This window comes from Bradyrhizobium sp. JR4.3 (assembly GCF_040547695.1).
Lineage (GTDB): Bacteria > Pseudomonadota > Alphaproteobacteria > Rhizobiales > Xanthobacteraceae > Bradyrhizobium > Bradyrhizobium canariense.
The window spans coordinates 106,999-133,409 of record NZ_JBEPQF010000013.1; the positions used below are offsets into that span (position 1 = coordinate 106,999).

The window sequence follows — 26,411 nt, forward strand, 5'->3', positions numbered from 1 at the left end:
TGGGACAGATGTGCGAAGGGCGATAGAATGCGAATTCTCGTGGTTGATCGTGATGCGGATTTTGCGCGCGCTGTAAAGGAAGCGCTGTTGGTTTGCGGTTTTGCCGTGGATGTCGTCCGCATTCTTGACGAGGCGGAGACTGCCCTTGCTTGCGCCAGCTATCAAATTGTCTTGCTCGAACTGGTTTTGCCCGATGGAGATGGCTTGGACTGGCTGAAGCAGTTGAGACGCGAGGGATGTTCGATACCCGCCATAATAGTGAGCAAGTTGAACGATCTGGGCAGGCGAATCGCGATCTTCAACGGCGGCGCGGACGATTTCCTGCCCAAGCCAGTATCTATCGATGAACTCGTCGCTCGTATGCGAGCCATTTTGCGACGATCGCCGCAAATGACAGCGCCCGTCCTTACGTTCGGAAATCTACATTTCGATTCTATCGGCCGGCAAGCTTCAATTGATGATCGGCAACTAAGGATCGCCCGGCGCGAACTGTGCATTCTTGAACATCTGCTCAGCCGCGCTGGCCGCACCGTACCACGAGCGTCACTGGAGGAGGGCCTCTATGCGTTCGACGACGAGGTCTCGACCAACGCCCTAGAAGTTGGGATTTACCGCTTACGCACACATTTGAGCCGGTCCGGCGCGACGCTACGGATCACAACTGTGCGCGGCGTCGGTTATGCACTTGAACTGGCGCAGGTCCCCGCTGCGCAATCGATTGAACCTGAAAGCGAAGGCTCCCTTGAAGTTCGCCCCTAACACTCATCATGGCAGCCGCGGAGGGCCGAGCGCCGTCACATCTGCCGCGCTTCCCTGCATTTTTTATGCGCTATGCATGGTCGCTCTACTAGCTCCTTTTGCCGCCACAGCTCAGGTAAAGCGGGGTGGTACTGTGGGGACGCCACGCGCGACTGCTGATAGCCTTCAGGGAACTCTGAATCTTTCCTCCTCGCAGGGCAAAACAATTCATCTCCCAGCGCCAGCTGCGAGCATCTTTGTTGCCGACCCGACGATCGCGGACTATCAGGCGCCGTCAAACACAACCATCTTCGTGTTTGGAAAACACTCGGGGCGGACCAGCTTGTTCGCTTTGAACGATAATGGCGAGGCGCTAGCCGAGCTTCGCGTTGTCGTCACCCAACCTATAGAGGATCTGCGTGCCGCGCTGAAGGCGCAGCTCGGGGACTATCCGATCCAAGTTAGCTATACGCCGCGCGGCGCGATTCTTAGCGGAACAGCACCAAATCCCGATCTCGTCGACAGCGCCAAGAAGATCACGGAGCAGTTTCTCGGTGCGGATGCGCTGGTCGTCAACAAGATCCAGGTTGCCGGTTCACTTCAGGTCAATCTTAGTGTGCGAGTCGCCGAGGTTTCGCGCACCGCCATGAAGGAGCTTGGCATTAACCTCTCTGCCTCGGGTCAAACCGGCCCTTTCGTTTTCGGCTTTAAAAGTGGCAAAGCTGGTGGTGCCAGCGCCACCCGTGGAGCCGGCTCGGCAAGCGTCGGATACGGCATTGGCGGTGCGAACGTCAGTGCTGTTCTAGACGTACTCGCTAACGAGAACCTCGCGTATGTACTGGCTGAACCAAACCTTACCGCCATGTCCGGCGAATCAGCAAGTTTCCTGGCAGGCGGCGAATTCCCGATTCCGGTCATGCAGGACAATCGGCAGGTCTCAGTCCAATTCCGCCAATTTGGGATTAGCCTAGAGTTCGTCCCGACGGTTCTCAGCAACAACCAGATCAATCTTCACGTGAAGCCTGAGGTTAGCGAGCTGTCGAAAGTAGGCGAAGTCAGCGTCAATGGAACGTCTATACCCGGTCTTTCCACGCGGCGTGCCAGTACGGTCGTCGAGCTTGCCAGCGGTCAAAGCTTTGCAATCGGAGGGCTTATCCGGCGCAATTTCAGCACCGACATTGGCCGTTTTCCTTGGTTGAGCGATGTGCCGATCCTGGGTGCGCTGTTTCGTTCTTCCTCATTTCAGAAGGACGAGACGGAGCTGGTAATTATTGTCACGCCCTACATCGTGCGACCAGGATCGACTCCTGGCAAGATGAGCGCGCCCACTGACCGCATCGGACCACCCTCGGATGCCGGGCGCACTTTAACAAACACGTTGGCAAGTTCGCCGCGAGGCCGTGATGCTCCCAAGGCACAACCAGGCGCTAATGGCGGCGCCAACTTTATCATCGAATGAGGATAGCGTATGAGCTTGCGACATCTGTATTGCTTGATCGCTATTTCGGCGAGCGTAGGTGGATGCACAAACGGTTCTGCGATCTATTCTGGGCGCGCTGAACGAACGATCCGGATAGAGCAGAAGACAAGCGTCTTGCTGCTACAGGGCGTTCGTCGCGTCGAGAGATCTCGTCTGCGGGACTTCATTGCGAGCGCCAGTCGCGGTCGGTGGGATGCAGTCCATCTCGATGTCACGGGCTCGCCCAGGCTGATTGCGCAGGTGGCCCATGATGCCCGCGCGATGGGTGTTACCCCTTGGAATATCCGCCTCTCCGATTCCGTCATCAGTCTGCCTGCCCATTTCGGGGTAAGGATCGAGGCGACTATCTACGAAGCACATCCTGCCATCTGTCCACCGCTTTCGATCGTTGGCCCTTCGGTAGACGACAATTCTTTCAATCCAACGCTTGGCTGCTCCATCCAGAACAACCTGGGAGTCATGGTCAACGATCCCGGCGACTTGCTGGGCAATGAAGCTGTCGTGCCAACCAGTGGCGATCGTGCGGTACTCCCCTCTCCGGCCCGCAGGACCATCACGCCGACTGACCACGGAAACTTGGAACATGGAACTCAGAACAGAGTTCTATCGGAAGGTTCATGAGCGGCTCATCAATCCTAAGCAGCATACGGCGCTATGTTGGCTGATATTCTGGTCAGTCGGTCAGCGACAAGCAGACGACCCTACAAACAATGTTCGCTTTCCTTCGTGATCGCGCCGTTTGCAGATCCGGTAGTGCAATTTGGGGCCTGCGCGCGAAGCTAGACCAGGCCTACGGCAAAGAGCGCTTTTGCAACCCTCTCGAAGCAGTCGATCGGAACGGCCTTCCCCAACGCTGCCTTTCGGATCAGCTGACGCGTCAACATATCGTCCTGGACAATGCTGAGATGCAGCGCCCGCGCCTGACCAAGCAAACGTGAAGCAAGTTCGCCCTCACCGCGACAGACCAAGACCGGAACACCAGTCTCACCACGAACATAGCGCAGCCCAATCAACATTGCGGGGCCGGTCAGGATCAATGTGGCCCGATGAGTACCGAGCGGCGACTCGTTCGCCGACTCGCGCCGGTGCCGACGGTGTTCATTCTTGATGTGAGGATTGCCCTCCTGTTCCTTGGACTCGCGCTTCGCTTCGCTCTGCGTCATGCGCATATCGCGCAAGAACAGCCAGCGCTGAAGTAGTAGATCAATCAAACCGCCGATCAGAAAAGCGCCGGCCGCAATCTCGATCAGAACTTTGAGCTGGTTAAAGACAAACCCGAAGCAAGCCAAACCGCAGACGGGCAAGTACACAAGCGCTTTCCAACTTGCGACCACAACAAGAAGAAGGGTTCCACCGAGAAGCAATACTTTGATTAGTGACTTGCCGAGCTCCACAAGTGATCGCTGAGAGATAATCTTTTTCAGCCCCTTGACGGGATCCAACTTCTCAAGGCCTGGTTGCAACGGCTCCATAGAAAATGTCGGCCCGCCGCTAGCCAGGACACTGGCCAAGATAGCCGCAATCACCACCGCTCCGATGATTGGGGCAACTGCCGCAATAGAAATTTCGATCAATCCGACCAGCGCCTGCCGGACCGCACTATTGAAGGGCTGCGCCTGCAGCTTATTGACCAGCCGTACCGATTCTTGCCAGCCGTTTTCAATCTGGCCCGCTCTAACGTATAGGCAGCCGAAACCTGCGCAAACGCTGACGCCGGTGACAAAGTCGGCGCTGCGCGGACTCTGTCCTTTCTTACGCGCGTCCCGTAGCTTCTTGGGGGTTGGTGGAAGCTTCTTCTCCTCGCTCGCGCCGTTCATTTCAAGAACTTCGCAAGCCACTCCAGCACGCCGTTGAACTGGATGATCTCCGCGCCCATGTATTCGATGAGATAGACGGTGTAACTGATCATGATGATGCCAAAAGCGACATTCTTGATGGTTAGGCAGTGATCGTTGAGCTTGATTTGTGGCGCAAAGCGCCCGAGCAACATAAGGGATATCTCGATCAGGAGCAGTAGGGCCGTGACAGGCCCAGAAACCAGCAGGGTCGTATGCATGATATGGTCGAGGAGCGCTACAAATTCCGTTGCCCCTTGCAGCGTCAGCGTAGGAAGTAGCTGATATATGGGCCAGATCAGATAACTCTCATAGAGGCATCTGACCATCGTTTGCAGACCTCCAGACACAACGAAAATCGTAACCGCAGCGGTCCCGAGAAAAAGACCTGTCGCCGAGACTTGGCTGTGGGTCGCAGGATCGTCCACCTGGCTCGAAACACCTCGCTGGGTGTCTATGATCTCACCAACCGCCTGGATGCTCCATAGTGGTATACCGAGCAAGATGCCGATCAGCAGGCCGATGAATATCTCCTTGAGACCAATGAACGCGACGACGATCGTACGGGTGCCTGGATCTAGCGTCTGCAGGCCATCCTTGATATGCGCCAAGCATGGCAGTCCGATCACGAGCGCCAAGCTACCGCGGATCATCCCGCTAATGTGCAGTCGCGTAAATACGGGAAGCACTAAGGTGATGCCTAGAGTGCGGGCTGCACCTAGGCCGGCCGCAACAACGAAGTCCATAGCAGTCTGGATCAGTGTTTGCGTCTCGGTGGGTGACAAACCATGCATTTGAGATCTGCTAGTCGCTTGCTTCGGCCAATGGAACAGGCCCGCTCGCCCTGCCCTGATGTTAGAAGTCGAGAATGCCGCAAATAATCGGCTGGGTTCGCCCCCATCGACGGCAGATGGCGGTACTATCGCAGAGACTTTGCCCTGCCTTCCACTCGCTAATACTTCGCTGTAAGAGTGGGGAACTCAGCGAAAATATGCTGGGCTTGTTCAATAAGCGGGGCGCTCAGCACTGGAGAAAATAGAACTAGCACGGCGACGACGACGGCGAGCTTCACGGTGAGCGGTAAGGTTTGATCCTGGACCTGCGTTGCCGCCTGGATGATGCCAACGCCAAGTCCGGCCACGAGGGCTGAGAGGAGCGGTGGCAGAACCCAGATCATGAATAGGACAAGCGATCGGCTGAGGTGAGTGAGTATGTTGGCTTCGTCCACCTTAACCTCCTGGCGTTGCGTAACTTAAAACTAATCCGTGCATGAGCAGCGACCAGCCATCGATCGTGACGAATAGAAAGAGCTTGAAAGGAACAGATATTAGTGTTGGTGAGACCATGGACATGCCCATGGCCATCAAGATCGTCGTTACAATCAGATCGATCGTGATGAATGGAAGATAAAGAAGGAAGCCGATTTCAAACGCACGCTTTAACTCCGAGATCAGAAACGAGGGTACAAGAATAGCAAAATCATTAGCCGTAACGTTGCCGCGCATCTCCTCAGACCAGACCCGTTCTGTCGACGACAGGAAGAATGTACGCTGCTCCTCGTTGGTGAATTTCTTCAGATGAGCGCGTAGTGGTTCGCTGCCTTCCTTGGCGGCGGTCACCCAGTCATCGAGCGTTTCGTAGCGAAGTTGCCGCTCGGTGACGCGGTTGTAGGTCTGCTCAAACACTGGCGCGCTAATGAATACGGTGAGGATCAATGCAGCGCCATACAGAACGATGTTCGGGGGTATGGATTGGGTGCCGAGCGCGTTGCGAACCAGGAAGAGAACGACGGAAACCTTTATGAACGCCGTTGTTGTGACGACTGCCAAAGCCAGAAGGCCGAGGCCCACCGTGACCGCAAGAAGCGCAACGATACTTGGTGGAAAGTCAATCATTGACCGCCAACCTGCCACGCAACCTGATGGCCAGTCCTTCACCGACCCGAACGACATCGCCGCAGCCGATCAATTGGCCATTGGCAAGAATGTCGACCGGGCTGTCAAAGCGGCGACCAAGTTCGAACACATGCCCTTCGTTGATGCTTCTCAACGTGCCCAACGGGATAGACCAGCGGCCGCATTCGAACACAAGCGTGATCTCAACACTGTCGATGTCGGCTTCTGAGGGAGGGATCAGTTGCTGCGCTTGGCGTTTTGTCATCATATGTGCCCGCTTTAGAGGGTGGGGTTGCAGGCGGAACGGCCCCCGCAGGACCAGTGTGTCACCGGTGACCTGTGCCGGAGCCCATAACCTGTCCGCTGTGAGGATGACCTCGCCGCTGGCAAGGGGAATGACGTCCGGCAACAGTGCGTCGCCCGCCTGTGCTTGACGAATCAGTGCGATGGACACGCGCAGCGAGCCAATCTCCGTTGCAATAACGACAGGCAATTCCGGAGAAAGCACGCGCGTCTCGCGCGGCAATTGGCGGACCAGCTCGCCTAAGATTCGGAACGCGGACGGAACCGGACCGTCCAGGGACGGGAATAGGAATAGGCGAGCCTTGGCCGCGAGCGGCCCGTGGGCGATCTCGAGTTCCAGATAAGGGCCGTGCGCGCTTGCTTCGTCGATGCGGGCAAGTTGCAGATCCCCCGCTAGCAGCACTTCCAGTGGACAGAGCAAGGATTGGAGCGCAAGTTCGAGAAGGAGCGAACGGGTAGGCTCGGAAGGTAAAGTGAGGCCAGGCTGCACCGTCGAAATCAGTGTCTCCACAAGCGGGCGGGGCAAGGACAATACAGCCGTTTCACCTCCGACGCGAAATACGCAATCAAGCATGGCCAGGGCAGACGGCTCCGCCTGCCACACAAGCCGGTTCATACGGATGGATAGCGGCTTTTCGCCAAGGCGGCTCCGCAGAACGATGCGCGGCGCGGCGATCTCATTGAGCCACAAGACCACACCGTGGGACAGGAGTAGAGAGGGCTCGAACTCTGCGAGTCCACCCGGAGTATCTAGCGAATTGATTTCTACACGACCACACGGTCGTGCCAGAGAGCCAGCCATCAAATTGAACCGCCTACCCCTTGGCTATGCGAAGCACCCTGATACGGGAGCAACTGATCATCGTCCGTCTCGATTTCGGCTGCGAACTCCAGACGAGAATCGGTCGTGCGCTCAACATCGCGCTCGATCTGTCGCCATTTGTGGCTCGCCGCCGCACGCTTGGCCCAGAGAGCCCGGGCCTCAACAACCGCCGTCTGTACTTGCTCTTGAGCGATGCGCGCCTGCTCAAGCGCCTCCCGCCTCGATGCGATCTCGGCGGTGAGCCGTCCAATGACCAGATGGCAGCGACGGTCGAGTTCCGTGCCGGACATCGCACTGAGAGATGCCATTTCCTGGTAGAGTTGATCTTCGACGCTTGCGCGGTGTTTCTCGACGGTTGCAAGATCGCTGGAAGCTCGCTCCACCGCTTCAAACGCAATGCGGCGCTTGGCTTCGATATTGGACAGCTCACGAAGCACGCTTCGCTCTCTTATGTCCTTTACGAGCCGTAATTTCGACGCTTCGACCGGTTTCAGGCCGTCAGACGCGACATCCATGTCACGGTCTCCTCAAAATTGGAAGGCTCGTCCTGGCCCTGGCACACGAATTTCCGCAACTGCTCAATTGAGGCGATTGCCCGGTCAGTTAGCGGATCGCTGCCCGGCTTGTATTCACCGACTTTGATCAAGAACTCCGCCTCATTGTAGCGCGAGAGCAGTTCGCGGAAGAAGGATGCCGCCTTTCGATGTGACCTAGAGACGACCGCATCCATAACGCGACTTCGGCTCGACAGCACGTCGATGGCGGGAAAATGTTCACGCGACGCGAGCGCGCGTGAAAGAATGATATGACCATCGAGAATACCGCGCGATTCTTCGGCGATTGGATCGCCCGTGCCATCACCTTCGACAAGCACGGTATAGAACGCCGTGATCGAGCCGTGCTCGCCCATACCGGCACGCTCCAATAGACTCGGCAGAAGCGCAAACACGGAGGGAGGAAATCCGCGCCGCGTGGGAGGTTCTCCTGCGGCAAGGCCTATTTCGCGCATTGCGCGGCTAAAGCGCGTCAATGAATCCATGATCAGTACGACGCGCAGCCCTTGATCACGAAAGTACTCCGCGAGTGCAGTCGCCATATGAGCGCATTGCACCCGCTCCATTGCCGAGCGGTCGGAGGTCTCAACGACCACAATCGTACGATCGAGAGCCTCTCCGATATGACGCTCGATGAATTCACGTACCTCACGTCCACGCTCTCCCACAAGCGCAACGACGGTCACGTCGGCGGCCGCGCCCCTTACAATTTGCGACATCAAGGTCGACTTGCCGCAACCTGCATCTCCATAGATTCCGATCCGCTGGCCTTCGCCGCACGTCAGCAGTCCATCCAGCACGCGAACGCCGAGCGGAAACGGCCGCTCGATGCCACGCCGCCTCATTGGATTGGGCGCCCTGCCGCGGAGCGGGCGAGTGTGGGCCGGCTTTATTGGCCCCTTGCCGTCGAGCGGACGGCCGGCACTGTCAATCACGCGGCCAAGCAAATCGGGTCCAACTGAAACTTCACGCATTCGCCCGGTCGAAACCACTTCCGCGCGGTTAGACAGGCCTATCGTTTCGCCGATGGGCGTCAGCAACACCCCGTTCGGCAGCAGACCGATGACCTCGGCCTCAAGTGACCATCCAGTGCCATGATCCTGCAACACACAAAGTTCCCCAACACGTGCCCCTGGCAATACGGCATGAAGCAATGTGCCGACCGCCCGTGTGATCCGTCCGCGCACCGCGCGCGTATCGATCTGCTTTGCTGTAGATTTCACAGATGACAACTCGGCGCGCACAGCCGCTTCGACCAGCCCATCGTCATAGGATCGTCGTAGCGTGGTCACGGCTCGCGTTCCTGAGAAGACGGGGCAAGGCCAACACGTAAGATACGCAGCTGCGCGGCAAGCCCTAGATCGACATTGCCAAACTCGCTCCACAAAACGCACTGATCCGGCGTCAGAGCCGGGTCCGGGTCAATTGTAAGTTTCGGCCGACCATTCCTTCCGTCGAACGCTGCGAACTCGCGGATCAGTGCAACGGCTTTCACAGGCGACACATGAAGACGCACTTCCGCACTGCCATATGTTCGATCGATCGCATGACGAACCGTCCTCACCAAGATCTCGCCGGGATCGAAGGAGCCCAGGACGTCGTCCAAGATATCGAGGACGAGCTGCGGCAACTCATGTTCCAGAACAGCTTTTCGGCGTGCCAGCTCGCAAGTAGCCCGGGAAACCAGCTGCGCCATTTCGTCCGAACCTGTCTTCAGACCCTCGGAGTGGCCGCGCGCCTGCTCGCGCTCATAGGCTTTTCTTGCCCAGCTGCGAACCTGGAGCAGATACCGCTCCGCTAGCGCCCGGGTCTTTAGCGCATCGGACCAAATCCCAAGTTCCGCGGCTGGTATAAGTGGGCCGACCGGACGAATCTGCGGGTCTGCTGGCAATGCTTGATCGTTGTCGGTCATGCCGTTGGTGCCTCCGTGGCCAGATGGGTCATCACCAAAGGCAGCAATTGGCCTGCCGCCCTGCGGTGTTCGGTGGCTGGAGCTTCCGCGGCCGTCCCCACAGGTAAGCGGAGAAGAACGCGCTTACGGTCAAGCTCTGAAGCTTCATCGAGCCAAGCACCAAGACAGGCATATCCGTCGTGTTCTATTCCTTGCGAAAGTCGTTCCGGATCGAGAATCGTTGTAGTTGCGACTGCGCTGGATAAGTTTCGTATACCGAAAGCATGTGCTTCCGCACCGACGTTTCCGATCAGAGTTTCCAGATCACGCCTTGACACCAGCTTCAGCAATGAACGGGCATGCCAAATACTGCCAGCGAGCAGGGCGGCGCGATGCGGATCATGGCCGAGCAGAACGTCCCTGCCCCAGTTGCTTCCGTTCCAGGCCCCTTCATTGCCTACCGCCAATTCGGCCAGTCTCTCCTGAAGCCTGACACTCCTCTGCAACCGCAGCACCGTGGGCGTTGACAGCAGCGCATCAAGACGGGCGGCAAAACGGCTCGGATGCATCACCGCAGCAAGTTCGCGCAGGCGATCGGAATGCGGATGAGGTGAATGATCTGGCTCGTTGGATGGCATCGATACCCATACTGCCTTCCGTCTATTTTGCATCAGAGCTCAATTCTTTGCCGACGGCTTGGGCCGCGGGTACATGGTCGAAGATCCGCCGAGATTTCCAACTTTCCGCGATGATCGACCGAACTGGCGCATCCGTGTGCTCAGCAACATGTAAGATAGAACACCCAGCGCGGCACCCGCACCTCCGACCCCGATCGCAAACAAGGAGGGCGACATGAACTTGGCCGGTTGAGCCGAAGCAGTTGCTGACGCTGACGACGGCTCATGCTGAGCCCGCTCAACCGGCACGAACACGACCGCTACCTTGTCATATGATAGCCCTTCGATGCTGTTGGCGACGAGCATCTTGATCTGCGGTAGCAAGGCTGAGAGCCTCACATTGGAGCCATGTCGGATGAAAACCGACGCCGAGGACGGGGTTGCATCCTGTCGCAAAAGGTCATTCTTCGGCAGAACAACATGGACACGGGCGGAGAGTACCCCATCGATATCGTTGATCGTGCGCGACAACTCTTCACTTAGAGCGTAAACGTACCGGGCGCGTTCTTCAACCGGAGAGGCAACAAGACCAGATCCCTTGAACACCTCCCCGAGGTTCTTGAAAGTCTGGCGCGGCAAGCCCTCGCCATTCAGCAGGTCGATCGAGAAGGCTAGCTGCTTTTCTTCCACCTGAATCACGCTGGTCCCATCCTTGGCGACAATGCGGACGGCATCGACACCCTTTCTGAGGAGAAGCGCAAGCATTTCGTTGGCTTCACGCTCTTGCACCTTGGTATAGACATCTACCTTGCAACCGGCCAGCGAGAGCAAAATCGGCAACGCCATAAGAATGCGAAACCGCCTTCCCGCGCTCGCGCGGCGACCGATCTTTCTATGCGGGAAACCGCTCATCACGTCTGTCAGCCTGCCGAGAGCAGCTTGTTCAGAGACGAGCTGGCAGCGCCAGTGCACTTGGAGATGAGCGAAAGCAGGGTGACGCTATTGTAAACATCCCGCAGATTCGTCAATGTCGATTCGAAATGGTCTGCACCTTCCAGGTTTCCGACCGGGTGCACCTCGAATTCGTGCGAGCGCAAGATGGGCTGCGCTGCCGGTCCAAGCTGGAGGCTATTCGCAGGAGTCGGCTCGCCGCCGACCGTCGAAGGAACCGAAGGAAATGCTATGCCTCGATGCATTGCAGCAAGATTTCGAAGGATGCGATCGCCAAGGGGGCTTACCTGCGGGGCTTCACGCTGAACCTCCGACACTGGCGGAGCCAACGCGCTATCGATCATCGAAGAGGCGGCATCTCGATTTGAACCCACCTGCGCGAGACTCTCGTGAAACTGAGCCTGCGTCGATGAACACGCCTCGGATAGACATTTGAGCGGACTGGCGGAGATCGGCGTAACGCCAAGCATCATGGACGACATCGTTGCTCTCACGTCATGAGATTAGCCGTTCGACACCGTGAACGGCCCAGCACCCCTAGCGAAGCGAGCTGACCAGAAGCTGACGAGTATCAGGAGCACCGTCATCTAAAGATCACGCCTGGCCTCGCATTTGGGACGAATTCTCGGCCTCCACCTTTGTGACGAATTTCGGTGCTTGTTCGCTAGCGGAAGAATACTAGGAGTGCTCATCAGAGCCAGGAGGCTGCACATCTTGAAGAACCTCTTATATGTCGGAGCTTTTATTCTCCTGGGGCTCGTTAGAGCGCTCGGCGCTCCCCTGCCGCTGCCATCGACGCCTTATAGCTACACGGTTCTGGACCAGGACCTTGCTGCCGCGCTGCAGGACTTTGGCAACAATTTAAATATCCGAATCAATGTGAGCACCGAGGTGAAGGGGCGGATTCGCGGGCGAATGCCGGATCTCGCGCCGCGAGAATTCCTCGAACGCTTAAGCAAGCTCTACAATCTTCAATGGTACTACGACGGACTGGTGCTTTATGTGTCTGATGCGCACGAGGCGCAAAGCCGCTTGCTCGTCCTGACTCCAATCACCTTCGAAGCATTCAAGGCCGCACTCGATGCTCTCAACATCTCCGATGAGCGCTATTTTGTGAGACCTGCAGCAGGAGATGGCCCAGTCTTCGTTTCTGGTCCGCCTCGGTTTATCGCGCTTGTGGACCAAACGCTCAAAAGCCTGCTGGCGGAAGCACAGGCGCAGCGAAACCCTACGATTGTCGAAAAGCCGCCGCAGCAATCAGTTTTGATGTTGTTTCGGGGGTCGTCGAGCATGGTCATTCGTGATGGACGACTGGAGAGCCCTCTTTTGCCCGAGGCATCGCATTAACACAGCGCGGTTCATGGTCCAGCCCGGAGATGAGTTGATGCAGCGAGTGGCTTACAGCAACGCAACGCGGAGTCTGTGTGTGCTCTATCGGTTTTCGAGAGGCAGTGCTACCAGCTTGAATGCGACTGGCTGGACCCGAATGCCGCGGAGCGTCGCAATCGACGTACAGGTCAGGCCACGGACGCACGAAGCCGAGGCGGACCCGAGTAGTTAATTGGAACGCGGTCGAACGCAAGAAGCTAGCGCCACACATGTCTTGAGAATGCACTAGAGCTTTCGGAAGGGCGTCTTTCATGACTCATCCCGAGTTCTTGCGGACCGTCAGCTTCTCGACAGCTAATCCCTTGTAGCATAGGAGCGTGAAATCTAGCCGGCGATGCGCCGATAGATTTGTTGCGGAACTGAGCGCTGGGACGCACTGAGCAACCGGACGCACCTGACAGGAGCCGTTGAGCTCCGCGTAGCATTGCTTCTTGCTCGTTGTGTCACGCGCTCGGCTGCGCCACATGATCAACTTGTGGCGCAATCTCACACCAAAGGATGTATATCAGTGAACAACCTATTGCTAAATGCCAATCCAACCGCGGCTTTGTCCGGGCTTGCTCCGGGGCTCTCGTCGCTACCGGAGCATTCAAGCTTCGAGGCGGTGCTGGCCAGCTACTCCTTGAAGGACGCGATAGGCGATCATTCGGAGCCGCCAGATTCCGACAAGCAACTGACGGAGGAGCTCGTGCAGGAGGCACTGCATATCCTGCCTCCGACTCTCACCGATGCATTGGACGCACCTGCGCAGACCACGGAGTCGTCCTCTGGTGCGAGCGCCAGTGTTGCAACGGCGCCTGTACCCAGCTCAAGGATCACATGGAACGGCGGCACCTTGACCAACGCCGAGTTGCAGATTGTGTCGGTGCTGAACCGTCACAAAGACAAATGCCCGCTCGATTGGGAGTCCCTTTCAGATTTGGCCAACGATCCCTCCACGCCGCCGGATCTGAAGACGGCGATCGGGGCATTGCAGCAGGATCCTGAGCTCTTCTATGCAATAGGCTCGCAAGGCGACGGCCACTGCGGCGGGAAGATCAAGGCAGGTGATCTCTCGGGCTTTTCCTACCATCACGCACAGGTTGCCACATTCCAAGAGCAGCAGGCGCACAGCTACCAGCAAAACTACATTCCATCCGACGGCACCGGAGACGGCCAGCCGTCGATTATGACCGAGAGTGATGCATTGCGCGAGCTCTATCGGTATTCCGACAGTCTGCCCAAGAACCTCAGCCTCGCCGATTTTAAGCAGATTGTCGATGGCGAGGCAAAAGCCGGAAAAAGCCCGCCGCAGGTTCTCGCGGCCGCGAGATACTTTCTCAGCTACCCTGATGAATGGAAACAGTTGTACGGTGGCTCGATAGATAAGGTCCACAAAGAGGACTTCCTGCAGGTTGCGTCATCATCGATGAATCTCGCGCAAACCGAGCTGGATACGCTGGACACGATCAATACGAATCAGGGCGCTTTTTTCGGGAAGGGCGACCTGACTCAGGACAAGCTAGCGAGCATGGCCGATGACAACAGTCTAACCCCCGACATGCGAAGGGCTGCCTCCCAGCTCCTCTCGGATCCCCTGTTGTTCGGGTTGATGAATAATTCGATCACAGGCTACAAGGCCCACCATCAGTTCTTCGACTTCGGCGGAGGCCATACGGTCGATTCCGGCAATATCAGCAATAACGACTTCACTCACTTCTTCGACAACATGTCGACTGCGAACCGCACCGCGCGTCAATTGAAGACGCATGTCGCCCAAACGGCCGGCGAGCAGTCTGCTGCCGCGGACATGATGATGGGCGTCGCTGATCAGCCCGAGATCAAGTCTCCCAAGAAAAATGGCGGCGCTTTCATGCATGTTGTTGACGACGTGCTCAAGGTCGTCCCGAAGGCGCTCGACTGGGCTGCAACCGGAGTTGGTTTACTCGGCTTTATTCCGGGCCTTGGCGAATTGGCCGATCTGGCGTCAATGGTGCTCGAGAGCGAGGCGCAAGCAGCAACTCTTCTTCACACTGCCATTACCGGTGGCAACATCAAGCTAGCGTTGGAAGAAGCGGGCATCAGTCTTGCGTCGCAGGCGGTGGGCTGCCTCGGCGGCCCCGAGGTCAAGCTAGCCATGCGCGAAGGCTTAATGAAGCAGGCAATTCAAGAAGCCGCGACGGCTGGCATCAATCTGCCGGTTTCGATCGCACAGTCCCACGCGGACAATTACTTGAACCAGCTAGAGGAACGGATTGAGTCCGAGCGCATGCAAGCTGTGGGCGCCAACAGCTAGTTGGAACGACGCGCCGCCTCAGACCGTGCTGTAAGCTATGCGCACTTGTGGGCCCTCCGATTGGCCGGCCACCACCTACCGGTAGGTCCCGCAAGCTTTGCCTGCACGCTCGAGCCCGCCGCCCGCACGCAGACACTTTGTCGTGTCGAACTTCGGCCCACGATGTGGGCAGAAGGTCCGATACACGATCAGCCTCAGTTTCATTTCGCGGCTGCGAAAGTTGCATAGGCCGGCATCTGGCTCCAATCGGACAGGCCGAAGTTATCGACGCTTTATCTCCCACGAGAAAGCCGGATCGACATCGACGAGAATGGCAGGCTTACAAATGTGAGCCGAGGGCACATTAGGCCGCTAGTGCAGAGCTGGGAGGCGCCGAGCGTCGCCGCGCGAGGCGTAGGCGTCCGCCCGCGCCCCGAAGTGGGATTGACCGCATCGCCCTAAGGCGTAGCAGGGCTGAGGGATCGCTGTTCGCGGCCGGCTCGTCTGAGCACTGAATACCTTAGGGTCGTATCTGATGGGATCGAGGCATCACCGCCGCCCGAGGAGAAGCAATCGCCAAAGAAGTGACGTGTCGCAGGCGAGCTATTCCAGCGCCTCGGTCTCAGCACGTTGGCTTCTTCGGTCCCGGTGCTGCGAGTCCGCGCGTTGAAGCTCTACCTTATGAAGAAACAGAGCGCGGGATCGATCGCGACCCGGAAAGCATGGCTTTCCTTCACAAGTCATCTGGCCCGAGTGTCCGCCAGGGCACTGCTCAGATACAATTGCTGATACGGAGCACCTAAGGAGACGAATTCCCATCGACTTATTGCATTCTCCAAGTCTCGTCAGGTTATCGAAAGCTATTGCTGGCACAATGACGATGTGGAGATTGGCTTCATCGGCATGATCGAAATTGAGGTAGGAGAACGCGATGCGCATTCCGTCAAGCGCCGCTGTACACGTTGATACCAATCTCCGTGCGGCCCGCGGCGACAAAAGCAACTCGCACATGCCCGGCACGCATGAGAATGATGGTGCGCCACGTGCGCATGATGATGGTCGATCGTCTGGTACAACCAGCCCTGCAAATGGCGCGTCCAGTCCGGACGATAACTCGCAAGATGCGCGTTTGCAGCAAGCGTTCACAGCTGCTCTCGGGTCCGTCGGTCTCCAACTTGTAAATAGTGCGTCAGCGAGCTTCGACGAAGCCATCGCGGAGACAGAGCAGGATTCCTGATGTTGGACTTACGGCGTCAGGATATAGGAGCCGCTAAAGCGGCAGTATTCGAAAAATAGGAGAAATAGTATGACTGGCAAGACAAGTGCGACTAACACCTCGACCGCAGGCGGCGCGGCTAGTGCGGCTCTCGCTGGAGGAGCTGACGCGATGACTCAGGTCGCGGCACAGGCAGCGTTCGACAAGCAACTCGCCGCTCTGACTGCCGTTAGCACCCAGGCGGCCGAGAGGGATGTTCAGCTTCGCACGCTTACAACGTCGCTTTCGACGATCAAGAAGGCGGCTGATGAGCGGGTGCAGTAACGGACAAGTTGGACGACATCGTCGCCCCACTTTTCGGGTGTGACTTGTCAGCGAACTCGAAATCAGCCGTACGGCATTGCCGTACGGCTGCTCTCGCTGTTAAGGAGACCGATTGTGCATGAACCGGACTGCCTGCATTTCGAAGTGCTATCGGGACTTTATTCCGGGCTGACTGGCAAGGCAGGGCCTGGATCGAGCCTTATTGGCAGTGGCTTCGATGCCGATTTCGTCTTCATCGAACAAGGTCTCGAACGGCAACACCTACGCATCACCCCACATTGCGATTCGATTCAGATCGAGGCCCTAGCCAGTCAAATCCGCGTCGAAGGTCACGAGACAATTTCCTCAAACGAGCGCGTTGTTGTTGCCCTCCCAGCCGTTATTCATGCGGGCGCAATGTCCATTCGCTGGTCGATAGAGGGCTCCAAACAAGCTGGCTCTCTCGACGGCTGGCGTGTATCGATTGCCGCACTTGCGATTGTCCTCATAAGCTCTGTGGCGATCGGCACAGTCTCAACTCTTTTCGTCCACACCGACACCGCTGCGGTCCTCAGCACCGATTCGCCACCGGCCGTAGAAGTTGCGCCCAAACCGGCGCTCAGCGCTCCTGATGCTGTAACGACCGATGCAGCTGCCGAACGGCTGCAAGAGGAGGTTGATAGAGCGGGTCTTCTCAACATCAAAGTCGGTTCTGGGCCGGATGTTGTCACCGCTCACGGCACCATTACGCCCGCCTCTGTTGCAAAATGGCAGGACGTCCAGCAACGGTTCGATCACCATAGTAGTGGCGCTTATACGCTCCTCAACACAGTAGCGGTCAAGGAAGAGAAGATGCCCTCCTCAATTACCGTTCAGGCTGTATGGCGCGGAACGGATCCTTATCTCGTCATTGGCGATCAAAAGTACTTCTTGGGCGCGCTGTTGAATAATGGATGGACCGTCGATCGGATCGAGGAGGGACGCGTGCTGCTGAGCCGGAATGGCCGGCTTGCTGCCCTCCCCTACTAGAGTTTCACCCTCGCAGGTCAGAAGGAATTTATCATGACTAGGCTGCCCCGGCATTCTGTAGAGCCTCGCACCTCCTTTCAGAGGATCGACCTCGGCGATCATACACCTACCGTTCAGCCGACCATCTCTCAAGCCGATGGCATCGAGATCGAGGCGGCGCAAGTAGATGATGGCAAGAGGCACGCGCCAACTTTTCGGGATAGGCCGTCGCAGGAACTGCCGGTTGGGGCCACAATCGAGGCGGCGGTGGAGATCGACTCTGTCGATCCAGTCTCGCGCGTCAATTTGGACAAGACGCGCAGCCAAGTAGGTGAGATCGCGCCATGTTCAGAACTGGCTCGGTTGAATGGCCCCAATCTCGCAGGCAACCTGCTCTCGTTCGTCACGCCGCACTTACGTCATTGGGACGTTCTGCGTGCAGACAACCATGGCCTTCTTCTCGAAACTCTGGCTGTTGCGCTGTCGGCGGCGCCAGAGGATTCGGTGTCACGTGAAGGGATCGGTGTGCTGCAGCAGGAGCTGCGGCGGCTAGTTCTGCTCCGGCAGAATCAGAACGGCTTAATCAAAGGCTAGCAATGGCCGAGGTTGACCGAGGGCAACACCTCACGCGTATTCCACCGCCAAACGTGTCCAAAGACCGTGAGGTGCCGCTGATCTCTGAACAGGAGCTTGAGTTGCTCTGCGCGCTTTCCTATGTCCACCTTGCTTGCGGGAACAGCGCCGAAAGCTTGGCTCTGCTGCGATTCGTGGCTCACGAACGCTCTCAGAACGTCGACCTGCTGCGCATTCTGGCCTACGCTCTGGTCTCAGAGGGCAGCGGCCATGAAGCACTGGCGGTATTGGATAGGCTGGACACTTTTGACGGCCGGCCGTCTTCGCGCCTGCCTCTGATGCTCTTGCGCAGTCACGCCCTACGCAAGAGTGGCCGCATGGCTGAGGCGCGAGCCACCTTTGCACGCTATGTTTCGTTGCGGGGCAGCGCAACTCGGTTCGAACAACAATAGGGGCTGCTCATGGCCAACGTCCTACGCAACCTTATTGCGCGCGTGCCGGCCCATCCGGACTTGATGGTCGCGTTGGTTCTGCTTCTGGCGATCGCCCTGATGATCATACCGATCCCGATCGTAGCGATCGACACGCTGATCGGCTTCAACCTTGGCTTGGCCATATTGCTGCTGATGGTCGCCCTGCATCTCAACACGGCAGTCGACTTTTCGTCCTTGCCGGGCGTGATCCTCATCTCTACCGTCTTTCGTCTGGCGCTTACTGTCGCAACGACGCGGCTGATTCTCGCTGAGGGTGAAGCCGGTAGCATCATTCACACTTTCGGCGACTTCGTTATATCGGGCAACATCGCCGTCGGAATTGTCATATTCCTAATCGTGACGATGGTGCAGTTCATGGTTCTCGCCAAGGGCGCCGAACGGGTCGCAGAGGTGTCGGCGCGCTTCACACTCGATGCGCTGCCCGGCAAGCAAATGGCGATCGACGCGGAGCTGCGCAACGGCTACATCGATCAGCACGAAGCCCGCAGCCGGCGCGCCGTGCTTGAGCAAGAAAGCCAGCTTCACGGCGCCATGGACGGCGCTATGAAATTCGTCAAAGGCGACGCCATCGCCGGGCTGATAGTCATCTGCATCAATATGCTAGGTGGGATCAGCATCGGCCTGCTTTCCAGGGGAATGTCGCTCGATGAGGCGCTGCATCAATATACGCTGCTGACCATAGGTGATGCGCTAATCTCGCAAATTCCGGCGCTGCTGCTGTCGATCACAGCCGCAACTATCGTCACCCGCGTCAACGGGCCCACCAGGCTCAAACTCGGTGCCGATATCGTCAACCAACTTACAGCGAGCACACAAGCACTACGGCTGGCAGCCTGCGTGTTGCTTGTGATGGGACTCGTGCCCGGTTTCCCCCTGCCTCCATTTGTTATCCTGGCCGCATTCTTTGCCGGCGCGAGCTATTTCAAGGTTGGTACGCAAAGTGGGACGATAGCCGCCAAAACGGACGCCGGTGTCACCGGTTCGAGCCCGGGCCCAACACAAGCCGAGAAGCAAACCGTCCCTACGGAGGCACTTCCGATCGCGCTATTCCTCGCACCCAATCTGACACATGCAATCGGCAAAGGGGAGCTCGAGCAATGCATCGGACGCGTTTCGGCGTTGGTCTCAGCCGATCTTGGCATCACCATTCCACGCATCCCCGCCCAACTCGATCAGCGCTTAGCTGAGTCGCAATTTAGGGTGGATGTTGAGGGAGTCCCCGTTGAAGCGGATTTCGTTGATCCGGCGCAGCTCATGCTTAACGATGACGTGGCGAACATTGAATTGAGCGGTATCCCGTTTCGGCAGGAGACGGACACAAACCGGATCTGGATCGAACAAGAGCATGCGCCGGCTCTCAAAGCCGCCGGAATAGGGTATCATAGTCCTAGCGAACTCGTCGGCTTACGCGTCCATTCGACATTGACACGGTACGCACAGCGCTTGCTGGGCATTCAGGAGACGCGTCAATTGCTCAACCGGATGGAGCAGGAGTACGCCGATCTGGTGAAGGAGGTGCTGCGCACGACGCCGGTTCCCCGGATCGCCGACGTCCTGCGCCGCTTACTGGACGAGGGCATCCCCATTCGCAACACCCGCCTGGTGCTGGAGACGCTGGCCGAATGGAGCGAACGCGAGAAAAGTGTCGTGCTGCTCACCGAATATGTTCGCTCCGGTCTGAGTCGGCAGATCTGCCATCGCTACGCCAATGCCCACCGTGTCGTGGCCGCCTTTATCATCGAGCGGGAAACTGAGGAGATCGTGCGTGGTGGGCTGCGTGATACCGCTGTCGGCCCCTACCTCGTCTTAGAGGATTCGCAAACCGAGAAGCTGCTTTCCCAATTCCGTCGGATCCATGCAAGCATCGCATCGGGTCAAAGCCGGCCGGTCATTCTGGGTTCAATGGATATCCGGCGTTTCGTCCGCGGTTTTCTCACCCGCAACAGTATTGATCTACCTGTTCTGTCCTACCAGGATCTCGCCTCCGATTTCACGATCCAGCCGGTTGGATCCGTCACACTCACGGAAACCAAGGAGACGGTTCCGTCAGCGGAGCGTCGCGGCCCGGTCGCCGCGGCCGGTTGATGGAGCAGCAGTTGATCGTGGGATGGACCTGATGAGACAACCACAAGCAGGGCAGCAGCTGCGCTCCATTGGCGCGGGCTCGTGCTCTAGGCTCCTCGCAGTGCTCGCTGTTCTGCTGGTCGGCGATTGCACTAGCTTGAATAAATCAGCTATTGGAGTAGCGGAGGCGCCAGGACCAGAGTTATCAGCTACCAAGGATGTCGATCCTGCCGTGCGCGAGCGCGTTGTGCACGCATTTCGCCAGGATGCTGGTGAGGACACTCTGCGCGCTGCTTTGAGCCAACGGCCCGGCAACGTTGATGTTGCGATCCCTCTTGCGCGGGCCTTACTGGCGCGAAAGCACGCGGATGAGGCGTTTCAGATACTGGACAGCGTTTTGATTGCCACACCCGGTGATCTGCGTGCACTGAACGCGAAAGCCGTGGTCCTCGACACCGAGGGACGCCACTCTGAGGCCCAAGCGCTGTATCAACGCGCACTTGCAACGGAGCCAGACAACGAGATGTTGCGCAACAATCTGAACCCTTCGCTCGCACTCAATGGCAAAGCCGACAGCGGAAACGCCAGTTTGCGTGCGCCGTCCGACGAGGCTCATCCGTTGATAGACTGGAAATAACCAGCGCCTCAGACATGCGCTGGCATCGCTAACCGCCGTGAGCAGGACGTCGGCTGCATCGTCTCCATCCTATTTGCCGAGCACGCGCTGCAGTGCCCTTAGTACGGATCGTCTGTTGTTCAGATGCGGTGGCATTTGAGATTGCATGGATTTGGGGGTCGAGAACCCCAAACTTGCAATTTCGTTTTATGGATTCATTTTCGGGGCGGAGCATAATTCTGTGCCGGGACGATGCGGCCGAAGAAGCACAAGACGACGTGATCGAACGATCTGTTCCGGGCTCGGCTCGACCAGATCATCAATCTGAAGCACGAGCTGGTTCTGCTTGCCGGCAAGATCGATTGGGACTGGATCGACGGCGAGATCGCGCCGTTCTACAGCGAGAACGGCCGGCCGGGGATTGAGACCCGCTTCATGACCGGGCTGTTGTTGCTCAAGCACATTTACCGGCGGTCCGATGAGGGGGTCTGTGAGCGCAGGGTCCACGATCCGTATTTCCAGTACTTCACCGGCGAAGAGTTCTTCCAGCACGCGTTCCCGCACGAGCGCTCGGATCTGCGGGTCGGCGACAATCTGGAGTTGCTGCTGGCCGAGAGCCTGCGGGTGGCGCACGAGGCCGGCGCGTTCGCAGCCAAGACCTCAAGCGGGTCACGGTCGACACCACGGTGCAGCCGAAGGCCATCAGCTTTCGGACTGACGTCAAATTGCTGCATGCAGCAATCCGAGGGCTGAACCGCCTGGCAAGCAGGCACGGCGTCAGGCTGCGGCAATCCTATTCTCGCGTGGCGTCGCGGGTGTAGGCGCTATCGAGGATCCACCAATTCGACCATACATAACTGTTCGCTCTCTTATTTTTTGCATTGAGTTCAGGCCGGCGAGGCGCGGCAGATCCCCATAAAATGCTTAGTTGACGACTAGCTTACGAAGACGTTCTCCCGGACGCACAAATCAATCAGAATTGCCTCAAGTCGACGAAATTAGGTTGCTGCCCTGCTTGACGACACCCCGCGCATCTGTTCTGCGGGGTACGCCGGACGAAAAGAAAGAGGGGCCGTTTTGTGGATCGAGGCGGCGGGGCCTGCTACGGCAGCTTCGGCTCCAAGTCGACGGGCTTGCCGCAAGGATTGTTTCATGCCTCTGCGTACGCAACCAGTCTATTCGCGCTAACATGCGATAAGAGCCGTGCATTGCCGGTAAGTTCGCCGAGCCATGCTAGGCAACCTTCGCGGAGGGATGCTTCGTCGTCTTGAGGCGCGTTACACTGCATCGGCCGTCGACGCTGACAGGCGCGTCACCATCGATTGTGGCACGATGGACGACGCGATGCTGGTCACCGTAATCGTTGACCGCATAATGCTGCGTTGCGCGGTTATCCCAAATTGCGACATCGCCCTCTTTCCAGCTCCAGCGCACGGTGTTTTCGGGCGCCGCGATATGAGACTGGAATAGATCGAACAGCCTCTGACCGTCGCGCTTTTGGATATCGATAAACCTTTGCACCAGATCGCCGAGCACCAGCGCGCGCTCGCCGGTCTCGGGATGTACACGGACCACAGGATGCTCGGTCTCATAGATCGTTTTAGTAAAGACCTCATCAAAATGTTTCTGGTCGATTTCGCGAACACGGCAGGTCCCGGCGTAATCGAAGGCGTTGCTGTGAACGGTCCAGAGTTCGTCGGCAAGCCGTTGGATGGGTCGTGGCAGATCCAGATAGGCGGACACAGCGTTCGACCAAATCGTATCGCCACCGGACGATGGGACCACAACAGCTCGCAGCACCGCAAGTTTGGGATAGGCCGCGAGAAACGTTCCATCGGCGTGCCAAACATCAGCCCGGCTACCTCCGCGCGCGGAATCAAGCTCGATGATCGAGGTCTTTTCATTGATCGCACCGAGTGTCGGATGCGGCACAAGCTTTCCCAAACAAGCAGCAAAGCGCTCCTGCTCCGCGTCATCAAGATGCCCTTGATTGCGGAAGAAGATCACCTTGTGCTCGAGCAGCAAGCTGTTGATCGCAGTGATGGTTCGGCTCGGTAAATCACCCGAGAGCCTGATATTTCCGATTTCAACACCGATGCGCGCTGCGCGCTTGACGACGTCGGTCGGTGGAATGACCCTATCAATCGAGGCCGTTTCTTTCATTGCGATCTCTTCCAAGCTTTGCGGATTGCTCAACAATAAGGGTTAGGGTCACTCGGTTTCGAAGGCGAACCTCGCGCTACGGGTACTCTCAAGCAAGCACCATGCCAGTCGGAAAACGAAGCTGTGAAGGTCCGTCAGCTAGCTGATCGGATGATAATTCGAACAGTTGCCAGGAACTCGATGCTGCCCCCTTCCTCTTTCCAACCCGAATCCGTCAAAAACCGGACGGATGCATTTGAGGCGAGCGCCTGGGTCGGCGGGGAACGGCATAGGGCGCATAATCGACAGGAATTGTACCGCTCGGCACCCGAAGAGAAAGGCCGTACGGTCCTCGTGCAACGTCGGGCAGCCAGCCGTGCGTGCCGTTCTCGTCCAGTATGCGCCTTCCACTTAACTGTTTGCGGCAATCGGCCAAGTCTCGAGCCGCATCTGCGAACGAGCCATCACCGGCTCCCAAGGTGTCCGGGACCTGCCCTGGCCGTAATCACGGCCGGAACATCATCCGCTCGAAATGGAAGAGGAATAGACGAGCTTGGAAGATCTCCAAACGATTGAACTACGGTTTGATCCAGGCGAAAGCCATTGAACCGCGGCACTGGGATGGCGATGTTCTCGATGCACCGGCGTCCGAGCACGGTGAGGCAGATGTTCTGCATGGCCCCGCTGGCTTTGCCTAACAAGCCAAAGATATGTCCAGTCCCGGTCTTTATAGGTGTTTCAATGTTGTCAAAGTAGTTACCCTCGATCAGTGCTTGCACAGATGATCCAGCATCCACTGCATGGAAGAATCCGCCGCTTTGTTGCGCATTCGTATTGTGGAAATAATTGTTAACGAGATGAATAACGGCGTGCGCACCGTCAATGTGCGGCGCCCGCCCCGAGATCTCATGGAAATAATTATTTGCGATAGTGATCGTCTGCGGAACACCGAGAAATAGGAGATTCCAATAGTGCTCCCCGTTGCAATAGGAGGAATAGGTATCGCCGCCATCGAAGTCGTTCCAAGAAATCGTAATATTCGTCGTAGGGCCAAAGCCGCCGGCAATCATCTGTCGCCCGATATTATGGAATCGGTTGTGATCGATCCAAACCAGGTCGGCTCGTGCAATTGCAATAGCATCACCGGCAAATATCACGCCTTGATTGACATCACTGATGGTCAGGTTGCGAATAACGACGTTGCTGACCCCATTCAGGCGCAGCCCCTTCCCTTTGATTGTAGCGCTCGGACCAACGCCGATCACTGTTTTGTTTGAGCCAATTTCCAGCGGGCGCTTGCCGGCCCGGTCGAAGCCGACCAACGTCTTCTCCTTGCCATCGCAATGCGCGTCGTTGCCATCTAGGAGGAGAAGGGACTCACGCTTGTAAGGTGCCGAACAAGCGCGGCCGTATTGGCATCCCTGCCCCTCGCCTCGCCCTTCCGTACCGGTAAAGTCTATGGTTCCGATTACCTGGATCTCGCGCGGACTATTGTCATTGCACTGCCCGAAGCTGTACGAACGACATAACTCATGATCCAGAGCTTCGGTTGATCTCACCTGAACTATCTCGCCTCCAAGGCCGCCCGTCGCTGCAGAGCCAAAGCCGTTGAGGGCTTCCGATCGCACATTGTTCGATCCGAGCACGGAAGAGATGCCGAGAACGACAGCAAGTCCGCCGAGCACGCGCAACGAACGCTTGATGTGCTCCATCGTGTCTTTTCTAAACATTAGCTCTCTCTGCTACCCGGAAATCCCCACGAGAAACTGGACTTTCGACCTGAAATGCTGAACTGGAATGGCCATCAGCATGGGGCGTTAACGCCATCACATCGGCCTCAATAAGGCAGGAACGGAATATTGGAACCCTGCTAAACAACAGCCGAAGTGTGCAGCCGCAGGCTCCGTACCAACTGCGACGGATCTGGGTAGCCATTGAGCCACTCACGGCCGATGAAAGCAGCGGTCGATGCTTCGAGAGCTCGGTCAGAATGAAAGCAAGATGCTATCCCACGGCTGGCCCTAAGGCGCACGGCTCGAAGACGACGGCTGGACCAGCTTGCAAACGCTCTTCGATCTACCCCCTTCCACACATCATAGGTTAGCTGCCTCAGCTCCAGCGTGCGCGGAGGAATGAAACTACCCAGGTTGGCTCTTTCTGTGATCCGGCATGAGGCGCACCGCAGTTCAAATCAAGAGCCGCCCGGCTGTCCGTTGGGCTGCCGGTGGCTTCGCCCATGTACACGCCGCCCGCCTTCCGAGTCGTCGACAACGCCGAGCCCTCATCGGAAAATGCGCGAGGCAGTCAGCGACACTGATCACCGCCACTCACGAAGGGCTTGTTGGAGCGCTGCCCGTAGTATTCGACGAGAGCGAAGGCTCCATGGGCAACATTTACGCGCGCCTGGCGCGTTCGAGTCCGCATTGGAAGCTGACGCCGACTGGCGAGGCCATGGCGATTTTCGCTGGGGCGCGGGCCTATGTCAGCCCTTCCTGGACGTGACCAAGCACGACAGGCCGAGGCCGTACCGACGTGGAACTATGTCGCGGTGCATGCCTACGGTCGAGTTGAGTTCTTCGATGATGCCGATCGATTGAGGGGAGGTCGTCACGCGGCTGACCGATATGCAGGAGCGCTCGGGCAAAGTTGGGCGATCACCGACGCTCCTGCCGATTTCGTCAAGCGGGGCTCAAGGGGATTGTCGGTGTGCGATTGCAAATTGCACGGCTCTATGGCACGCGGAAGATGAGCCGGAACCGCAATACGGCGGATCGCGCCGGCGTCATCGAGGGCTTATCCAACAGCGACGGTGAGGAAGAGCGTCGTGCCGCTCACCTCATTCCGAAAGGATGACGAACCCGAACGGCTTATCGTAAACGACCCCGTGCCACGTGGATTTTCTCGACTTCCTCGACTGCTCTCCATCAGCCTAACGACGTGCTGGCGGCGGTGGGTTTCTGCTCGCGTCAGGTGCCCCACGCATCACAGAAAACGTGTATGATGCCATTGAACGGGCGCCGTCTATCGCGAGCGGCAGCCGTGGCGCCCAGGCTCCGAGGCCAACTTCGCAAAAAAAACGATGCACCAGTGGGGGCCCATGGGATGGTTCGCACGGCATCGCAGCAATGCTTTGCATTGAGATCGGATTTACGAGCGCGGCGCCGGCTCTTCATTGTCAAAGCACCCCCTTCCCAACCACTTCAGCACGGACTCCTGCGACCGGGTTAACCTGATCCGCCTCCGAAGCTCTGCTCAAGCTTTGGGC

The 26,411-nt window shown here is 57.7% G+C and carries 26 protein-coding genes and 1 pseudogene; 14 read left to right on the forward strand and 13 right to left on the reverse strand.

Going from position 1 to position 26,411, the window contains the following annotated elements; all coding sequences use genetic code 11:
• Positions 1 to 27: 27 nt before the first annotated feature.
• Genes ABIB91_RS21570 through ABIB91_RS21580 form a run of 3 tightly spaced genes read left to right on the forward strand, consistent with a single transcriptional unit; the run spans position 28 to position 2,839 of the window.
• Positions 28 to 759: a response regulator gene (locus ABIB91_RS21570; RefSeq protein WP_354165566.1), complete on the forward strand. Its 732-nt coding sequence runs from the start codon at positions 28 to 30 to the stop codon at positions 757 to 759.
• On the forward strand, positions 743 to 2,197 hold the full coding sequence (locus ABIB91_RS21575) for a type II and III secretion system protein family protein (protein ID WP_502917006.1): 1,455 nt from the start codon (positions 743 to 745) through the stop codon (positions 2,195 to 2,197). The genes ABIB91_RS21570 and ABIB91_RS21575 overlap by 17 nt, the downstream gene beginning before the upstream one ends.
• Positions 2,198 to 2,206: 9 nt before the next feature.
• Entirely contained in the window at positions 2,207 to 2,839 is a 633-nt protein-coding gene (locus ABIB91_RS21580) for a CpaD family pilus assembly lipoprotein (protein WP_280096088.1), read from the forward strand.
• Positions 2,840 to 2,997: 158 nt separating this feature from the next.
• Here the strand turns inward: ABIB91_RS21580 and ABIB91_RS21585 are convergent, their stop codons facing one another.
• The 11 genes from ABIB91_RS21585 to ABIB91_RS21635 form a co-directional block, all read right to left on the reverse strand.
• Complete coding sequence (locus tag ABIB91_RS21585; protein ID WP_354165554.1) at positions 2,998 to 4,035, reverse strand: EscU/YscU/HrcU family type III secretion system export apparatus switch protein; 1,038 nt, start codon at positions 4,033 to 4,035, stop codon at positions 2,998 to 3,000.
• Positions 4,032 to 4,847, reverse strand: coding sequence for a type III secretion system export apparatus subunit SctT (sctT, locus tag ABIB91_RS21590; RefSeq protein WP_354165547.1), 816 nt, complete (start codon positions 4,845 to 4,847; stop codon positions 4,032 to 4,034). Before sctT ends, ABIB91_RS21585 begins: the two co-directional genes overlap by 4 nt.
• A gap of 158 nt (positions 4,848 to 5,005) precedes the next feature.
• A complete protein-coding gene (locus tag ABIB91_RS21595; RefSeq protein WP_275173712.1) occupies positions 5,006 to 5,281 on the reverse strand; it encodes an EscS/YscS/HrcS family type III secretion system export apparatus protein in 276 nt (91 codons plus the stop codon).
• 1 nt (position 5,282) lies between these two features.
• Complete coding sequence (gene sctR, locus ABIB91_RS21600) at positions 5,283 to 5,948, reverse strand: type III secretion system export apparatus subunit SctR (protein WP_354129250.1); 666 nt, start codon at positions 5,946 to 5,948, stop codon at positions 5,283 to 5,285.
• On the reverse strand, positions 5,941 to 6,948 hold the full coding sequence (gene sctQ / locus ABIB91_RS21605; protein ID WP_354165843.1) for a type III secretion system cytoplasmic ring protein SctQ: 1,008 nt from the start codon (positions 6,946 to 6,948) through the stop codon (positions 5,941 to 5,943). The genes sctR and sctQ overlap by 8 nt, the downstream gene beginning before the upstream one ends.
• Positions 6,949 to 7,052: 104 nt before the next feature.
• Entirely contained in the window at positions 7,053 to 7,589 is a 537-nt protein-coding gene (locus ABIB91_RS21610; protein ID WP_354129248.1) for a hypothetical protein, read from the reverse strand.
• Complete coding sequence (gene sctN / locus ABIB91_RS21615; RefSeq protein ID WP_354165526.1) at positions 7,565 to 8,920, reverse strand: type III secretion system ATPase SctN; 1,356 nt, start codon at positions 8,918 to 8,920, stop codon at positions 7,565 to 7,567. Before sctN ends, ABIB91_RS21610 begins: the two co-directional genes overlap by 25 nt.
• On the reverse strand, positions 8,917 to 9,540 hold the full coding sequence (gene sctL / locus ABIB91_RS21620) for a type III secretion system stator protein SctL (RefSeq protein WP_354165517.1): 624 nt from the start codon (positions 9,538 to 9,540) through the stop codon (positions 8,917 to 8,919). Before sctL ends, sctN begins: the two co-directional genes overlap by 4 nt.
• The gene (locus ABIB91_RS21625; RefSeq protein WP_354165509.1) at positions 9,537 to 10,157 is read right to left on the reverse strand and encodes a nodulation protein NolU; all 621 of its coding nucleotides are present in this window, start codon (positions 10,155 to 10,157) and stop codon (positions 9,537 to 9,539) included. Before ABIB91_RS21625 ends, sctL begins: the two co-directional genes overlap by 4 nt.
• Before the next feature lie 39 nt (positions 10,158 to 10,196).
• Positions 10,197 to 11,048, reverse strand: coding sequence for a type III secretion system inner membrane ring lipoprotein SctJ (sctJ, locus tag ABIB91_RS21630; RefSeq protein WP_354165502.1), 852 nt, complete (start codon positions 11,046 to 11,048; stop codon positions 10,197 to 10,199).
• An 8-nt stretch (positions 11,049 to 11,056) separates the two neighbouring features.
• Positions 11,057 to 11,569, reverse strand: coding sequence for a nodulation protein NolB (locus ABIB91_RS21635; RefSeq protein ID WP_354165496.1), 513 nt, complete (start codon positions 11,567 to 11,569; stop codon positions 11,057 to 11,059).
• A 232-nt stretch (positions 11,570 to 11,801) separates the two neighbouring features.
• Here ABIB91_RS21635 and ABIB91_RS21640 point away from each other — a divergent pair, with 232 nt between their 5' ends.
• The 9 genes and pseudogenes from ABIB91_RS21640 to ABIB91_RS21680 form a co-directional block, all read left to right on the forward strand.
• Positions 11,802 to 12,434, forward strand: coding sequence for a nodulation protein NolW (locus tag ABIB91_RS21640; RefSeq protein ID WP_354165488.1), 633 nt, complete (start codon positions 11,802 to 11,804; stop codon positions 12,432 to 12,434).
• Between the two features lie 544 nt (positions 12,435 to 12,978).
• Positions 12,979 to 14,751, forward strand: coding sequence for an HrpF/NolX family T3SS translocon protein (locus tag ABIB91_RS21645; protein ID WP_354165836.1), 1,773 nt, complete (start codon positions 12,979 to 12,981; stop codon positions 14,749 to 14,751).
• 1,366 nt (positions 14,752 to 16,117) lie between these two features.
• Positions 16,118 to 16,270, forward strand: coding sequence for a hypothetical protein (locus tag ABIB91_RS21650; RefSeq protein WP_279689903.1), 153 nt, complete (start codon positions 16,118 to 16,120; stop codon positions 16,268 to 16,270).
• A gap of 114 nt (positions 16,271 to 16,384) precedes the next feature.
• Positions 16,385 to 17,278, forward strand: coding sequence for a SctD/MshK family protein (locus ABIB91_RS21655; RefSeq protein WP_354165478.1), 894 nt, complete (start codon positions 16,385 to 16,387; stop codon positions 17,276 to 17,278).
• A gap of 33 nt (positions 17,279 to 17,311) precedes the next feature.
• Complete coding sequence (locus ABIB91_RS21660) at positions 17,312 to 17,851, forward strand: hypothetical protein (RefSeq protein WP_354165471.1); 540 nt, start codon at positions 17,312 to 17,314, stop codon at positions 17,849 to 17,851.
• 2 nt (positions 17,852 to 17,853) lie between these two features.
• Positions 17,854 to 18,282 (forward strand): histidine kinase, encoded by a 429-nt coding sequence (locus ABIB91_RS21665; protein ID WP_354165464.1) that lies wholly within the window; start codon positions 17,854 to 17,856, stop codon positions 18,280 to 18,282.
• A gap of 9 nt (positions 18,283 to 18,291) precedes the next feature.
• On the forward strand, positions 18,292 to 20,409 hold the full coding sequence (sctV, locus tag ABIB91_RS21670; RefSeq protein ID WP_354165461.1) for a type III secretion system export apparatus subunit SctV: 2,118 nt from the start codon (positions 18,292 to 18,294) through the stop codon (positions 20,407 to 20,409).
• Between the two features lie 100 nt (positions 20,410 to 20,509).
• Positions 20,510 to 21,025, forward strand: a complete 516-nt coding sequence (locus tag ABIB91_RS21675) for a tetratricopeptide repeat protein (protein ID WP_354165456.1) — start codon at positions 20,510 to 20,512, stop codon at positions 21,023 to 21,025.
• Between the two features lie 270 nt (positions 21,026 to 21,295).
• Positions 21,296 to 21,813: pseudogene (locus ABIB91_RS21680) on the forward strand (transposase); the annotation flags it as partial.
• Positions 21,814 to 22,237: 424 nt separating this feature from the next.
• Here the strand turns inward: ABIB91_RS21680 and ABIB91_RS21685 are convergent.
• Together ABIB91_RS21685 and ABIB91_RS21690 are read right to left on the reverse strand one after the other, a co-directional pair.
• Complete coding sequence (locus ABIB91_RS21685) at positions 22,238 to 23,167, reverse strand: TauD/TfdA dioxygenase family protein (protein ID WP_354165449.1); 930 nt, start codon at positions 23,165 to 23,167, stop codon at positions 22,238 to 22,240.
• 443 nt (positions 23,168 to 23,610) lie between these two features.
• Positions 23,611 to 24,858, reverse strand: a complete 1,248-nt coding sequence (locus tag ABIB91_RS21690; RefSeq protein ID WP_354165444.1) for a pectate lyase family protein — start codon at positions 24,856 to 24,858, stop codon at positions 23,611 to 23,613.
• Positions 24,859 to 25,315: 457 nt separating this feature from the next.
• Between ABIB91_RS21690 and ABIB91_RS21695 the strand changes: the two genes are divergently transcribed.
• Both ABIB91_RS21695 and ABIB91_RS21700 read left to right on the forward strand, forming a co-directional pair.
• The gene (locus ABIB91_RS21695) at positions 25,316 to 25,648 is read left to right on the forward strand and encodes an FMN-binding negative transcriptional regulator (RefSeq protein ID WP_354165437.1); all 333 of its coding nucleotides are present in this window, start codon (positions 25,316 to 25,318) and stop codon (positions 25,646 to 25,648) included.
• A complete protein-coding gene (locus ABIB91_RS21700) occupies positions 25,626 to 25,895 on the forward strand; it encodes an FMN-binding negative transcriptional regulator (RefSeq protein WP_354165430.1) in 270 nt (89 codons plus the stop codon). The genes ABIB91_RS21695 and ABIB91_RS21700 overlap by 23 nt, the downstream gene beginning before the upstream one ends.
• The last annotated feature ends 516 nt before the right edge of the window (positions 25,896 to 26,411 follow it).

Coding starts and splice junctions, on each gene's coding strand:
- ABIB91_RS21570 (WP_354165566.1), top strand. CDS start 28: ATGCGAATTCTCGTGGTTGATCGTGATGCGGATTTTGCGCGCGCTGTA.
- ABIB91_RS21580 (WP_280096088.1), top strand. CDS start 2,207: ATGAGCTTGCGACATCTGTATTGCTTGATCGCTATTTCGGCGAGCGTA.
- ABIB91_RS21585 (WP_354165554.1), bottom strand. CDS start 4,035: ATGAACGGCGCGAGCGAGGAGAAGAAGCTTCCACCAACCCCCAAGAAG.
- sctT (WP_354165547.1), bottom strand. CDS start 4,847: ATGCATGGTTTGTCACCCACCGAGACGCAAACACTGATCCAGACTGCT.
- sctR (WP_354129250.1), bottom strand. CDS start 5,948: ATGATTGACTTTCCACCAAGTATCGTTGCGCTTCTTGCGGTCACGGTG.
- ABIB91_RS21610 (WP_354129248.1), bottom strand. CDS start 7,589: ATGGATGTCGCGTCTGACGGCCTGAAACCGGTCGAAGCGTCGAAATTA.
- sctL (WP_354165517.1), bottom strand. CDS start 9,540: ATGACCGACAACGATCAAGCATTGCCAGCAGACCCGCAGATTCGTCCG.
- ABIB91_RS21625 (WP_354165509.1), bottom strand. CDS start 10,157: ATGCCATCCAACGAGCCAGATCATTCACCTCATCCGCATTCCGATCGC.
- sctJ (WP_354165502.1), bottom strand. CDS start 11,048: ATGAGCGGTTTCCCGCATAGAAAGATCGGTCGCCGCGCGAGCGCGGGA.
- ABIB91_RS21635 (WP_354165496.1), bottom strand. CDS start 11,569: ATGTCGTCCATGATGCTTGGCGTTACGCCGATCTCCGCCAGTCCGCTC.
- ABIB91_RS21650 (WP_279689903.1), top strand. CDS start 16,118: ATGACTCAGGTCGCGGCACAGGCAGCGTTCGACAAGCAACTCGCCGCT.
- ABIB91_RS21660 (WP_354165471.1), top strand. CDS start 17,312: ATGACTAGGCTGCCCCGGCATTCTGTAGAGCCTCGCACCTCCTTTCAG.
- ABIB91_RS21665 (WP_354165464.1), top strand. CDS start 17,854: ATGGCCGAGGTTGACCGAGGGCAACACCTCACGCGTATTCCACCGCCA.
- sctV (WP_354165461.1), top strand. CDS start 18,292: ATGGCCAACGTCCTACGCAACCTTATTGCGCGCGTGCCGGCCCATCCG.
- ABIB91_RS21685 (WP_354165449.1), bottom strand. CDS start 23,167: ATGAAAGAAACGGCCTCGATTGATAGGGTCATTCCACCGACCGACGTC.
- ABIB91_RS21690 (WP_354165444.1), bottom strand. CDS start 24,858: ATGGAGCACATCAAGCGTTCGTTGCGCGTGCTCGGCGGACTTGCTGTC.
- ABIB91_RS21695 (WP_354165437.1), top strand. CDS start 25,316: ATGAGGCGCACCGCAGTTCAAATCAAGAGCCGCCCGGCTGTCCGTTGG.
- ABIB91_RS21700 (WP_354165430.1), top strand. CDS start 25,626: ATGTCAGCCCTTCCTGGACGTGACCAAGCACGACAGGCCGAGGCCGTA.